General features: G+C 35.2%; 13 protein-coding genes and 1 riboswitch. All 13 genes read left to right on the top strand.

From position 1 onward, the window contains the following. Positions 1-25 precede the first annotated feature (25 nt). The 13 genes from asrA to Q2T46_RS02930 all read left to right on the top strand — a co-directional run bounded on the left by asrA (position 26) and on the right by Q2T46_RS02930 (position 14123). A complete protein-coding gene (gene asrA, locus Q2T46_RS02990; RefSeq protein WP_303264323.1) occupies positions 26-1072 on the top strand; it encodes an anaerobic sulfite reductase subunit AsrA in 1047 nt (348 codons plus the stop codon). Further along, the gene (gene asrB, locus Q2T46_RS02985) at positions 1065-1853 is read left to right on the top strand and encodes an anaerobic sulfite reductase subunit AsrB (RefSeq protein WP_303264324.1); all 789 of its coding nucleotides are present in this window, start codon (positions 1065-1067) and stop codon (positions 1851-1853) included. The genes asrA and asrB overlap by 8 nt, the downstream gene beginning before the upstream one ends. Before the next feature lie 17 nt (positions 1854-1870). Then, complete coding sequence (asrC, locus tag Q2T46_RS02980) at positions 1871-2884, top strand: sulfite reductase subunit C (protein WP_303264325.1); 1014 nt, start codon at positions 1871-1873, stop codon at positions 2882-2884. Positions 2885-3002: 118 nt separating this feature from the next. Beyond that, the gene (locus tag Q2T46_RS02975; RefSeq protein WP_303264326.1) at positions 3003-3380 is read left to right on the top strand and encodes a nucleotidyltransferase family protein; all 378 of its coding nucleotides are present in this window, start codon (positions 3003-3005) and stop codon (positions 3378-3380) included. Further along, the gene (locus Q2T46_RS02970; protein WP_303264327.1) at positions 3377-3880 is read left to right on the top strand and encodes a hypothetical protein; all 504 of its coding nucleotides are present in this window, start codon (positions 3377-3379) and stop codon (positions 3878-3880) included. Before Q2T46_RS02975 ends, Q2T46_RS02970 begins: the two co-directional genes overlap by 4 nt. A 113-nt stretch (positions 3881-3993) precedes the next feature. Then, positions 3994-4093: riboswitch (TPP riboswitch) on the top strand. 113 nt (positions 4094-4206) lie between these two features. Then, positions 4207-5508 (top strand): phosphomethylpyrimidine synthase ThiC, encoded by a 1302-nt coding sequence (gene thiC, locus Q2T46_RS02965; RefSeq protein WP_303264328.1) that lies wholly within the window; start codon positions 4207-4209, stop codon positions 5506-5508. 107 nt (positions 5509-5615) lie between these two features. Further along, positions 5616-5921 carry a ferritin family protein gene (locus tag Q2T46_RS02960; protein WP_303264329.1) on the top strand — a complete coding sequence of 102 codons (306 nt, stop codon included), beginning with the start codon at positions 5616-5618 and terminating at the stop codon, positions 5919-5921. Between the two features lie 361 nt (positions 5922-6282). Continuing rightward, entirely contained in the window at positions 6283-6969 is a 687-nt protein-coding gene (locus Q2T46_RS02955) for a GntR family transcriptional regulator (RefSeq protein WP_303264330.1), read from the top strand. 41 nt (positions 6970-7010) lie between these two features. Next, positions 7011-8081: a mannonate dehydratase gene (gene uxuA, locus Q2T46_RS02950; RefSeq protein WP_303264331.1), complete on the top strand. Its 1071-nt coding sequence runs from the start codon at positions 7011-7013 to the stop codon at positions 8079-8081. Positions 8082-8229: 148 nt separating this feature from the next. Further along, a complete protein-coding gene (locus tag Q2T46_RS02945; RefSeq protein ID WP_303264332.1) occupies positions 8230-9201 on the top strand; it encodes a sugar ABC transporter permease in 972 nt (323 codons plus the stop codon). 15 nt (positions 9202-9216) lie between these two features. Further along, complete coding sequence (locus Q2T46_RS02940) at positions 9217-10089, top strand: carbohydrate ABC transporter permease (RefSeq protein ID WP_303264333.1); 873 nt, start codon at positions 9217-9219, stop codon at positions 10087-10089. 137 nt (positions 10090-10226) lie between these two features. Further along, positions 10227-11903 (top strand): extracellular solute-binding protein, encoded by a 1677-nt coding sequence (locus tag Q2T46_RS02935; protein ID WP_303264334.1) that lies wholly within the window; start codon positions 10227-10229, stop codon positions 11901-11903. A 150-nt stretch (positions 11904-12053) separates the two neighbouring features. Then, positions 12054-14123, top strand: a complete 2070-nt coding sequence (locus tag Q2T46_RS02930) for an alpha-glucuronidase family glycosyl hydrolase (RefSeq protein ID WP_303265823.1) — start codon at positions 12054-12056, stop codon at positions 14121-14123. Positions 14124-14148: the final 25 nt, after the last annotated feature.

Raw genomic sequence — 14148 nt, 5'->3', positions numbered from 1 at the left:
TTCAACTTTCAAAGGAGGAGAGAACTTGGGATATCTAATTGAGAATAAAGATTTTGACGATATTTTAAATGTGCTGAAAAAAGATTATAAAATTTATGCACCGAAGCGCTTTGAAAAGCGTGGCCGGTATTCTGACACAGATCTTATAAGATATGATGAGATAAAATCTTTGAAGGACATTGTATACGATGAAAAATCCGATTTTTCACCAAAAGAAGTTATATATCCAATAACACAAGCTTTGTTTTATTTCACAGAGGATGAGTACAGAGAAAGCAAGGTATTTGATAAAAAAATACTATTATTTGTAAGAGCTTGTGATATAAATGGCATAAAAAGACTTGATACGATTTTCCTTCAAAATGGTGGTACAGAAGATATTTATTACAAAAGACTCCGTGAAAAAGTAAAATTCGTTTTGATGGAATGTAAAGATGGCTGGGATACATGTTTCTGTGTTTCTATGAACTCCAATAAAACAGACGATTACAGTCTTGCAGTAAGGTTTAATGATGACAACATTATGATAGAAGTTAAAGATGACGAATTTTTAGATATATTTAAAGATAAGGAAGAAATAGATTTTAAGCCTGAATTCGTAAAATCAAATCCGAAGGTTGTCCATGTCCCAGAAATAGACAATACAGAACTACTCAAAAAAGTATATGATCTTGATATGTGGGAAAGCTTTAATTCCCGCTGTATAAGCTGCGGTGCTTGTACTGCTGCTTGCATAACATGTAGCTGTTTTAATACAGTAGATTTAATTTACAGTGAAAATGCAAATGTCGGCGAAAGAAGAAGAGTGCAGGCAAGCTGTATGCACAAGGATTTTACAGAGATGGCGGGTGGTCATGTATTTAGAAAAACTGCCGGTGAAAGGATGAGATTCCGTACACTTCATAAAGTATATGATTATAAAGCTCGCTTTAAAACGGAAAACATGTGTGTCGGTTGCGGTCGCTGTGATGAAAGATGTCCAGAGTTAATATCTTTTTCAACAACGATAAATCGCTTATACGATGAAGTTGAAAAGTTGAAGTCGGGTAAAGGAGGCAGCATAAATGAATAATATTTTCATGCCTAAGCCATATAAGATACTTGAAATAGTTCATGAGACGAATTTGGAATACACATTTAGAGTTGAAGTTGATGTAAAAGCAGAACATGGGCAGTTCTTTCAAATTTCCATTCCAAAGATAGGTGAAGCACCTATATCGATAAGCGCTATGGGTGACAATTGGATGGAATTTACTATAAGAAAAGTTGGAAAAGTAACAAATGAGATATTTAACTTATCTCCTGGCGATAAGATATTCATGAGAGGACCTTATGGTAATTCATTCCCAGTTGACAAATATAAAGGGAAAGATCTAGTCATTATAGCTGGTGGTACAGGTGTATCGCCTGTTAGAAGCTTACTTAAGTATTTTTATGATAATTCGGAAGAAATAAAATCACTATACTTTATAGCAGGTTTTAAAGATGAAAATAGCGTCTTGTTTAAAGAAGATTTAAATAATTTTAAGACAAAATTTAACACCATATATACTCTTGATAAGAAAAAAGTCGATGGATTTGAAGTTGGCTTGGTGACAGAGCATATAAGTAAAATACCATTTGATAGCTTTGATGATTACAATGTCATTGTCGTTGGTCCGCCAGTGATGATGCATTTTACAGCATTAGAATTATTGAAAAATGGGGTACCAGAAGATAAAATTTGGGTTTCCTTTGAGAGAAAGATGTCTTGCGGAGTTGGAAAATGCGGTCACTGCAAGATAAACGAGACGTATGTTTGCCTCGAAGGTCCTGTGTTTAATTACACAAAAGCAAAGGATTTACTTGATTAAATGTGGAGGTGTATGTAATGAACTATGATATAGATGTAAAAAAAGTCCGCAGAAATTGTTACAGGCAATCGAAAGTCCGCGGTGAATTCATGCTGCAGATGCGCGTTCCAGGCGGTGTAATGGATGCTAAATATCTGTCATATGTAGAGCATATTGCAAAAACATGGGGGAATGGACAATTTCATCTTGGCGTTAGACAAACTTTATCAATTCCTGGAATAAAGTACGAAAATATCGATGAAGTCAATAAGTATATAAAGACGTTCATTAAAGAGATAGAAGTAGAGCTTTGTGGTGTTGACATGGAAGTAGATGACAATGGATATCCAACGATAGGTTCTAGAAACATCATGGCTTGCATAGGAAATAAACACTGCATAAAGGCAAATATCGACACAACATCACTTGCAAGGAAAATTGAAAAAATCGTCTTTCCAAGTGATTATCATATAAAAGTCAGCATAGCCGGATGTCCTAATGACTGTGCAAAGGCTCATTTCAACGATTTTGGAATTATCGGCATCACTAAAACAGAATATGATTATGATCGCTGTATAGGATGCAAGAAATGTATCGAGGCTTGTAAACAACATGCTACAGGTGTTTTATACATGGTAAATGGAAAAATCGAGAAAGATTCATGCTGTTGTGTTGGTTGTGGTGAGTGTGCACTTGTATGTCCTACAGGCGCTTGGTCTAGAAATCCTAAGAAATTCTACAGAGTCCTCATTGGTGGTAGAACCGGAAAACAGACACCTCGGATGGGAAAGATTTTCTTGAATTGGGTAACAGAAGATGTAGTGCTGGGCATACTTAAAAATTGGCAAGATTTCTCTGCGGAAGTATTGAATCATAAACCAGTATATCTCCATGGAGGTCACTTGATAGACAGAGCTGGATACAATAAATTTAAAGAGCTTATATTAAAGGGTGTAGAATTAAACCCTGAAGCTATGGTTGCAGATAGAATATTTTGGGCAGAAACTGAATACAGGTCAAATATAAATGTTAAGCCTGTTTGTGAATGTTAAATTAAAAGTGAAGGAACCCCCTTCACTTTTTTGATGGTTTATTATATATTTTAAGTGAATTGATTATTTTGATGTAAAATGATAAAATTAAGCCGTATAAATTTTAGGTGGTGATATTGTGCCGCTTTCGGATCAAGAGAGAAAAAATATACGTGAAACATGGCGTATAAAAGTCAAGAAAGATAGAGAAATAGAAACGTATAGAAAAAAAGAAGCTTTTGATAGAGTATATAAAATTGCAAAGATATTAAAAGAAAAGTATTTTGTTGATAAGGTTATATTGTATGGTTCACTTGCAAGAGATGACCGTTTTTATAATCTATCTGATATTGATATTTTTATTGATGGATGGGATGATAGTAAATTTAACTATTGGACAATGTTGATTGATGTTGAAAATGTTGCAAAGCCTTATAAAATAAGCATAGTTACGCAAAAAGAAGCTTATAAATCTCTGCTAAATGAAATATTAAGAGAAGGGAAGATTATAGAGTGACGGATATTAATAAAATTAAAGTCACATTAGCAAGACTACAGTTAGAACTTGAGAATATACAGAAATTATATGATACTTTAAATGAGAGAGGCTTATTAGATAGTAAAAACAGAAGAGAGAAATTGGCTGATGATTTCATGCTAAGGGCTGTTGGCTCTATTTTTCATGATTTTTATACTTCCGTTGAGAATATGTTTAAAATTGTGGGTAGAAATATAGATAATTTGATCCCTTCAAGCTCTGAATGGCATCTAGAATTACTTGAACAAATGTCGACTCCTATAGAAGGAGAAAGGCCGGCTTTTATTAGTTCTAATTCAAAGTTTTTGCTTAATGAATTTAGGGGATTTTGTCATGTATTTCGTAATGTTTATGGATTTAACCTAGTATCAGAACGCATAGAAAGACTACTAGATATTTTCCCCCATACTGTTGATAATTTAAGAAGGGATGTAGTACAGTTTATAGAAGACATGCAATCTATCATGATAGAGGAGTGATTTGAGGCTTACAAGCTCTAATTGCTTTTACTTAAAATACTATGGATATAATTTTTTACCTTTACAAATTTACTGTTTTAAAGTATAATTAGATTAAATTTAATACTTGTGAAATTAGTTTGCGGGGGAACCATTTTGGTTGAGAAGGTAAAACCTGACCCTTAGAACCTGATGTAGTTAATACTACCGTAGGGAAGCAAATGTCTGTTATTATAAAGCTTTACCATGCGGTAAGGCTTTTTTATTATTATGACATTAAATACTACCTTCTTTCTCCCCTTCATTTTACAAGTATCAAAAAAATAATTTATGAAAGGATGACCATGATGAATTATACTACACAGTTAGACGCAGCAAAAAAAGGAATTATTACAGAAGAGATGAATGTTGTGGCAGCTAAAGAAGATATTGAAGTTGATTTATTGATGAGTAAGATAGCTTCTGGTGAAGTAGTTATACCTGCGAATAAAAACCATGAAGCACTTAGTCCAGAAGGTGTAGGGGCAGGCCTTAGAACAAAAATAAATGTAAACCTAGGTGTATCAAGGGACTGCAACAATGTAGATGCAGAATTAGAAAAGGCAAAAAAAGCAATAGAAATGAAAGCAGAGTCAATCATGGATTTAAGTTCATATGGTAAAACTTTTGAATTTAGAAACAGATTGATAGGTATTTCTACAGCCATGATAGGTACTGTTCCAGTATATGATGCTGTAGGATATTACGACAAAGATTTAAAAGACATAACTCCTTCAGAATTTATAAAAATCGTTGAAAGGCATGCACAAGATGGCGTTGATTTTATGACCATCCATGCAGGCATAAATAGAGAGACAGCGGAAATTTTTAAAAGAAATGAAAGACTTCTTAATATCGTTTCACGCGGAGGCTCTTTGTTATATACGTGGATGGAATTAAATGATAATGAAAATCCTTTTTATGAGTATTTTGATGATATTCTTGACATATGTGCTGAGTACGATGTAACCATAAGCCTTGGCGATGCATTAAGGCCAGGTTGTATAAGTGATTCGACAGATGCATGCCAAATAAAAGAGCTTATAACCCTGGGCGAACTTGCAAAAAGAGCTTATGAAAAGAATGTTCAAGTGATAATTGAGGGACCTGGTCATATGAGGCTAAATGAAATCGAAGCAAATGTTTTGCTGGAGAAAAAGCTATGTCATGGTGCGCCGTTTTATGTATTGGGACCAATCGTAACAGATATTGCCCCTGGATATGATCACATTACAAGTGCAATTGGCGGTGCCATTGCTGCAGCAAGTGGGGCGGATTTCCTGTGTTATGTTACACCTGCGGAACATCTGAGGCTTCCAACGATTGAAGATATGAAGGAAGGCATCATTGCTTCTAAAATAGCTGCCCATGCAGCAGATCTGGCAAAAGGTATACGCAATGCAGAAAAATGGGATAATGATATGGCTTATGCAAGAAAAAAGCTTGATTGGGATGAAATGTTTAGATTAGCAATAGATCCTGAAAAAGCACAGAGGTATAGAAGTGAATCTCTACCACATGACAGTGAAACATGTACAATGTGCGGAAATATGTGCGCTGTAAGAAACATGAATAGAGTTATTAAAGGAGAAGATGTAAGCTTGTTATAGATTCAACTAGAAAAGGCTCTTGAGTAAAATTGATAAAATTAGGTAAATTGCTATTCTTATGATATAATGGATGTGTAATCGAATATAATATAAAAGGGGGCTACAATATGCCTGGTTTTGGTACTCCATTTGCTGGGCTTGCAAATAAAAACAAGATTACACATGAGGAGCTTATAAGAGCTATACGATTTATGGTGGCGGCAGAGTATGAGGCTATACAGTTATACATGCAGCTAGCAGAGTCAACAGATAACAAATTAGCAAAAGACGTTTTAGTAGATATAGCAAACGAAGAAAGAGTGCATGCTGGAGAATTTTTGAGGCTTTTGAAGGAATTATCTCCAGACGAAGAAAAGCTGTATGAAGAAGGAGCAAAGGAAGTAGAAGAAATGATTGAAAAAAACAACAAATAGACTTTTATACATACTTTTTCAAGGCACAAGTGAAAACTATCTTGTGCCTTATTTTTTAGCACTCATTCATGTTTTATTTTTCTAGAAAAAAATTTTTAAAAACAAGAAGGATTTTTGAAATTTGCGTAGAATATATTATAATATAAAACGACATATTAATATACTAGTATACAAGTTTAAAAACTAAAGTGATTATTACTTAACACATTACGCTTTATGTCCCCTATGAAATATTTTTAAGCAGAAGAAAAAATCAAATAAAAAAGAAGGAATTTTAAAAATTATGTCGAATATATAGAAGTATGAATATTAATATGCTAGTATACAAGAATACAAGTATTAAGATAGGGGATGTGAAGCGATGGCATTGGAACTTTTAGAAAACAATACGTACGAGTCTAAAAAAGACTACATCTACAGGATGATCAGAAAGAACATAATCGACATCAATTTAAAGCCTGGCGAAGTTATATCTGAAAATGATATAGCTAATGCCTTTGAAACCAGTAGGACGCCTATTAGAGAAGCATTTACGAGGCTGGCAAATGAAGAACTGATTGAAATCTACCCACAAAAAGGCACGTTTGTTTCTTTGATAGATATAAAGCGTGCTCAAGAAGCAAAATTCATGAGGGTAAATCTTGAGAGAGAAATCGTAAAGCAGGCTTGCAGGGAATTTCCAGATGACATCTTATTTCAGCTTGAAGCGAATATAAACCAGCAAGAATTCTGTGTCATGAAAGAAAATTATATAACCATATTTGATCTGGACAACGAGATGCATGAGCTTATATACAGGGGATGCAAAATGGATAGGATATGGTCGGCCATAAGGTTTATAAGCGGTGATTATGACAGAATAAGGACTTTAAGATTGTCGTCTGATACTGACTGGAATGCAATAATTGATGATCACAAGCAGCTTATCGAATCGATAAAAGACAAGGATGAGGAAAGAGGACTAAAAATAATCAGTGATCACTTAACAATGATAGATAGAGATGTAATTCTTCTCAAAGAAAAGTACTCAGAATATTTCAAACAATAAAAAATGTTGCACTAAAAATCTACAATAAGGGAGTAGGATATATGAAGATGACTTTCAGATGGTTTGGCGAAAAAGATGACAGTGTTACGCTTCAGCAGATTCGCCAAATACCAGGTGTTTATGGAATTGTAGGGGCTTTATACGATGTACCTGTTGGAGAAGTATGGCCGATTGAAAAAATTCTTGATTTGAAGAAAAAAGTTGAATCATATGGTCTAGAGTTGGAGGTTATAGAAAGTGTAAATGTTCACGAAGATATTAAGCTTGGACTTCCAACGAGAGATAGATACATTGAAAACTACAAGGAGACCATCAAGAATCTGGGCAAACTTGGTATTAAAGTTGTGTGCTACAACTTCATGCCTGTATTTGACTGGATAAGAACGAATTTAAATGAAAAATTGCCTGATGGTTCATATGTGATGTCTTACGATGAAGATATGTTAAGGGGGAAAGATCCGCTTAAGCTTATTGAAGACATGGATAATGGCTCAAATGGTTTTATACTACCTGGTTGGGAACTTGACCGCCTAAAAGAATTAAGAATGCTATTTGATATGTATAAGGATGTAGATGAGGAAAAATTATTTGATAATCTTAAGTACTTTTTAGAAAATATCATGCCTACATGTGAAGAATACGATGTAAAGATGGCTATACACCCAGATGATCCGCCATGGTCATTATTTGGACTGCCGAGGATTGTGACCTGCAAGGAGAACCTTGAAAGGATTGTAAACCTTGTAGATAGCCCGTATAATGGATTGACACTTTGCAGCGGTTCACTAGGCTCAAACCCTAAAAACAATATACCAGAGCTTGTAAAGCATTTTGGAAAGATGGGAAGAATCCATTTTGGCCATGTAAGGAATATAAAATTTACAGGTGATGGTAAGTTTTATGAGACATCACATCTATCAAGTGAAGGGTCATTTGATATGTTTGAGATAATGAAAGCTTACTATGATATAGGGTTTGAAGGATATATAAGGCCGGACCATGGAAGGATGATATGGGGTGAAAAAGCTAGACCAGGATATGGGCTTTATGACAGGGCCTTAGGTGTAGCATATTTAAATGGTTTATGGGAGGCAATTCAAAAGATGTCTTGAGATAAACTTGTATTTAGTATTGTGATTGTCATACTATTTAAGTTTGTGACTATATAGAAATCGTTGCCAACTATTACAAATCGCATAATATTTTATTTGTATTTTAAGATGTTTGCTTAGTCAAACATTAGAGAAAGGGGATAAGCAGATGGATTCGGTTTTAATGAATAAAGACAGAAGCAATGAAAAGACCAAAACGAAGAAAAACAGCAATTTCAAAAACACGTTAAAAGCTATAAAAAAAGACTGGCAGCTGTATAGCCTTCTTATACTTCCTATAGCGTACTATATCATCTTTAGATATATACCTATGTATGGAAATATTATAGCTTTTAGAAGATTTGTGCCTGGTGGTCCTGTGTATGGCACAGAATGGGTTGGACTTAGATATTTTAATATGTTTATACACGATCCATCGTTCTGGCAGGTTTTTAGAAATACGATAATTTTAAGCGTAGAATATTTGGTAATAAGCTTTCCATTTCCAATAATTTTTGCACTGCTTTTAAATGAGATTAAAAGCACGTGGTTTAAGAGATTTACACAGACAGTATCATACTTGCCATACTTCATATCAACGGTTGTTGTGGCAGATATGATAATGCAGATACTTGATCCATCATCAGGAGTTATAAACATGATTGTAAAACACTACACTGGTCATACTATAAACTTTTTAGCAGAACCGCAATGGTTTAGGACGATTTATATAGTTTCAGGTATTTGGCAAGGCATGGGATGGGGCGCTATACTTTACCTTGCAGCACTTACAAATATCAATCCAGAATTATATGAAGCAGCTATTATTGATGGTGCTAGCAGATGGCAACAAACGATATATGTAACTATTCCAGGCATGATGCCAACGATTATGATTCTTTTGATATTAAATATAGGTAGTCTTTTAGCCGTAGGTTTTGAAAAGATATTGCTTCTGTATAATCCATTGACATATTCTACGGCAGATGTCATATCGACATATCTATATAGAATGGGACTTGTATCAAATAACTTCAGTTATGCGGCTGCAATCGGTATGTTTGAAGCAGTAATAGGTCTTACATTGGTTTACACAGCAAACTACTTGTCGAGAAAATTTACAGAGTCAAGTCTATGGTAAAGGAAGTGATGATAAATGAAAGAAACAAAGCAATATAAGATATTTAAAGTAGTAAACACAATAATAATGATAATTGTAATTTTAGTGACGCTTTATCCATTTTGGTATCTTGTAAGTTTATCATTAAGCAGTGAAAAATACGTATATGCAGGCTTAGTATCATTATATCCTAAAGGTCTTACGCTTAAAACTTATCAGGTTCTTTTGGCAGAGAAAGAATTCTGGACCACCTACAAAAACACGATAATATATACGATTGTAGGGACTCTTATATCATTGTTTTTATCGACGCTTTTAGCATATCCTCTCTCAAAAAAGCGTCTTAAAGGAAGAGGAATAATACTTGGATTTGTAGTATTTACCATGTTTTTTAGCGGTGGATTGATACCGACTTACTTATTAGTTAATGCATTAGGGATGAGAAATACAATATGGGGCGTTGTGCTTCCTGGTGCTGTCAGTACATTCAATGTAATGGTTATGAAGACTTTCTTTGAAGGTATACCAACTGAGCTGGAAGAAGCTGCACAAGTTGATGGAATGAGCACTTATGGAATATTGCTTAAAATAGTACTTCCGCTTTCAAAACCTATTATGTACGTTATGGCGCTTTTCTATGCGGTAGGTGTATGGAACAACTGGTTTGGACCATTTATATATCTTGATGACAGCTCAAAATTTCCAGTTGCACTTTACTTAAGAAATATTTTAGCAGGTGCACAGCAGACAGCGGTTAGCAGTACCTCAGACCAAAGTGAACTAGCACAGATATCAGCTACTTTAAAGTCAGCCAGCGTCATACTAACATCAATACCAATTATGATGGTATATCCATTTATACAGAAGTACTTCGTTCAAGGCGTCATGATTGGCTCACTGAAAGGTTGATTAACAGTATCTAAATATCAAAGAAATGAAAGAAGGTGAAGCTTTCGTATTCTTTTAAGGAGGTGATGGTTAAAAATAAAAAAACCAAATTTTCTGCTATATTTAAATATTTGATTAATAAAGAGGAGGATATTTGTATGAGTAGAAATGCAAAAAAATTGCTGTCATTTTTATTAGTTGTTGTGTTGGCAGTCGGTGTTTTACTGGCAGGTTGTGGCAATAAAAACACGGAATCTAACAGTAACACAAATACTAGCAAGCAGGAGCAGACAGCAACAAATAGTAAAGACCCGCAGAACTTACATTTTAAATCAGATAAGCCATTAGAATTTACAATGCTGTACAGTGATCACCCAAATTATCCATACAAGGAAGATTGGCTTTTGTGGAAGGCTATAAAAGATGCTACAAATGTTACGTTGAAACTTACAATAGTGCCTATGAGCGATTATAATCAGAAGAGGAGCCTTTTAATTAGCTCAGGTCAGGCGCCAGAGATAATACCAAAGACATACCCAGGTTCGGAAATACCGTTTGTTTCATCCGGTGCCATACTTCCAGTAAGTGACTATATAGATCAGATGCCTAACTTCTCAAGAGAAATAAAAGAGTGGGGACTTCAAAAGGAGATAGATTCTCTAAAACAAGCAGATGGTAAATTTTATGTGTTACCTATGTTACATCAAGATTATACAATGCAGTATTCACTGGCTATAAGACAAGATATATTCGATAAAAACAATATACCGGTTCCAAACACATGGGATGAGTTGGAATCGGCATTAAAGAAATTAAAAGAACTCTATCCTAATTCTATACCAATGTCAGACAGATGGCAAGGGAAAGCTTTAATTGGTGAAGCATTGCCGACATTTGGTGTGCCTGTATCTGGCAGTGACGGTTTGTTTGATTGGACACAGACATCAACAGTATTGTATAACAGTTCAAAAGATGATTGGGAATTTTATCCAACATCACAGGAATACAAAGATATGTTAACATACTTTAACAGGCTTGTAAAAGAAGGTCTTCTTGATCCAGCAAGCTTCACACAGACAGATGACCAAGCAGTACAGAAATTTGTAACTGGTAAATCATTTGTCATTATGACAAATACTCAGGAAATACAAAACATGATAAACAGAATGAATGAGACACTAGGTCAAGGTAATTTCAAAGTTACACAGATTTTGCCTCTTGCAGGTCCAAAAGGTGGAGTAATTGCAGGCAGCCATCTTGAAAACGGTATAATGATATCTGCTAAGGCTAAAGATGATCCAAACTTCCCACAACTTCTTAAGTTTGTCGACTGGCTGTGGTACAGCGAAGCAGGCCTGACGCTTACAAAGTGGGGCGTTGAAGGTGTGACTTATCAGAAAGTCAATGGCAAATTCCAGCTTATGCCTGATGTAAACTACATGAATCTTAACCCAAGCGGCACAAAGAACTTGCAGAAGGATTATGGATTCTCTGGTGGTGTATTCTGTCTGTTATATGGCGGACCAAAAGATCTTGCTGAATCAATGATGACACCAGAAGTAGCAAACTTTGAAAATCAAGTGAATACTCAAAGAAAACTGTTACCTATAGCACCACCTGTACCATTTACTGAAAGTCAAAGAGAACAGGCTAATATGTTAAGCCAGCCAATAGGTGATTATGTAGAACAAATGATGCTGAAGTTTATAACGGGTGTTGCATCAATTGATAAGGATTGGAATAGCTATGTACAACAGGTTAATTCAAAAGGTGTTGACCAGCTAGTGAAGCTTACAAATGATGTATATAAAAGTACAAAGGACAAAATGAAATAAAATAATAGTGGTATTAAATTGTTGATGATTCCCTTTGAGGGCTTCTGCCTTCAAAGGGAAAAATGTTAGGAGGAGATATTTTTCTTTAAAGGTATAAAATGATAATATAGTCATGTAGTATATATGCTTATGGAGAGTGATAATATTATGATGAATAATAAAAAAGTTGTTAACAGAATGTACGACTGCTGGCTTAGGTATGAACTTTGCGATGAAAAAGTTCTTGATGGATATAAGGATTATTTTAATTATATTGTAGTTAAAAGCAATGATAGGATTATTAGCAATGCGGTCAATGAGCTAAAAAAAGCTTTATCGAATATTAAAGATGTTGATATAGAAATAGTCGAAAATATACCGGAGTCTAATTGCATTTTTGTAGGCACTCCAGATGATTTTAAGGCAGAAGGATTTGATATTGATTTGGAAGATGAACTTAAAAGTGAAGGCTATGTATTAAAGATAGTAGAAAAAAAAGGTCACAGTGTGTTGGTGGTAATTGGCGGAAGCGAAAAAGGCGTACTATATGGTGCTTTTCACCTGATAAGGTCTATATTTAGTGGTAAAACTTTGAAAGATGCATTGTGCATCGATAATCCTCAAAATGCTTTTAGGATATTAAATCATTGGGACAATATGGACGGGAATATTGAAAGAGGATATGCGGGAAAATCTATCTTCTTTAAAGATAATCGCATAGTCCAAGATCTTTCGAGGATAAAAGATTATGCAAGGCTACTTGCTTCTATTGCAATAAATGGCGTTGTAATAAATAATGTCAACGTCCATCAGCAAGAAACTAAGCTTATTACAGATGAATTTTTGCCTGATGTAAAAAGGATTGCAGATGTCTTTAGAGATTACGGTATAAAGACATATCTAAGCATAAATTTTGCATCACCTGTTGAAATAGGTGGTCTTTCTACTGCAGACCCGCTTGACGATGAAGTTAAGAATTGGTGGAAAGATGTAGCATCAAAAATATACAGCTACATTCCAGACTTCGGTGGATTTTTAGTAAAAGCAGATTCAGAGTTTAGACCTGGACCATTCACATACGGACGCAATCATGCAGATGGTGCAAATATGCTGGCTGAAGCATTAAAGCCATATGGCGGTATTGTTATCTGGAGGACTTTTGTATATAACTGCATGGTAGACTGGAGAGACCGCTCTACAGATAGAGCAAAAGCAGCTTATGACAATTTCAAGCCGCTAGATGGAAAATTCATGGATAATGTTGTCTTGCAAATAAAAAATGGCCCGATGGATTTTCAGATAAGAGAACCTATTACGCCATTATTTGGCGCAATGGAGAAGACAAATGTTTTTATGGAGTTTCAGATCACTCAAGAGTACACAGGACAGCAGAAGCATTTATGCTACCTTGTGCCCCTTTGGAAGGAAGCTTTAGACTTTGATACATTTGCGAAAGGCGAAGGCTCGTTTGTAAAGAAAGTGGTAAATGGCAGCCTATTTGGAGCAAAATACGGCGGAATTGTCGCTGTAGCAAACATAGGGGATAGTAAGTCATGGACAGGACATCCTCTTGCACAATCAAATCTCTTCAGTTTCGGAAGGCTTGCATGGAATTCAGACCTTTCGTCAAGAGAGATAGCAGAGGAATGGGTTAAACTTACATTTGGGTGCGATAAAGAGGTTTTGGAGACGGTTGTACCAATGCTGCTGCAATCCAGGGAGATATATGAGGAGTATACAAGTCCTCTTGGGATAGGATGGATGGTAAACCCAGGCCACCATTACGGACCTAATGTTGATGGCTATGAATATTCCCATTGGGGAACGTATCACTACGCCGATTTTAGAGGGATAGGCGTTGATCGCACTGTCGCGACTGGGACAGGTTATACGGCGCAGTACAAAGAACCTGTTGCGAAAATGTACGAAAATATCGATACATGTCCTGATGAGCTTTTGCTTTTCTTCCATCATGTGCCTTATGACCACAAATTGAAATCAGGGAAAACTGTGATTCAGCATATATACGACACCCATTTTGAGGGAGTGGAAAGGGCAGAAAAACTAAGGGAATCTTGGATGAAACTAAAAGGAAAAATAGACGATGGGATATTTAAAGCCGTGTTAGAAAGATTAGACATACAGGTTGTTGATGCTAAAGAGTGGAGAGATGTTGTAAATACCTATTTTTACAGAAAGACAGGCATAAAAGATGAATATGGAAGGAAAATTTATGAATAACCGTCTTAGGCGAAGCTTGAGATAG

The organism is Thermoanaerobacterium sp. CMT5567-10, assembly GCF_030534315.2.
GTDB lineage: Bacteria > Bacillota > Thermoanaerobacteria > Thermoanaerobacterales > Thermoanaerobacteraceae > Thermoanaerobacterium.
Note: the sequence above shows the minus strand (reverse complement) of the source record. Positions and strands in the feature narration are given on the sequence as shown.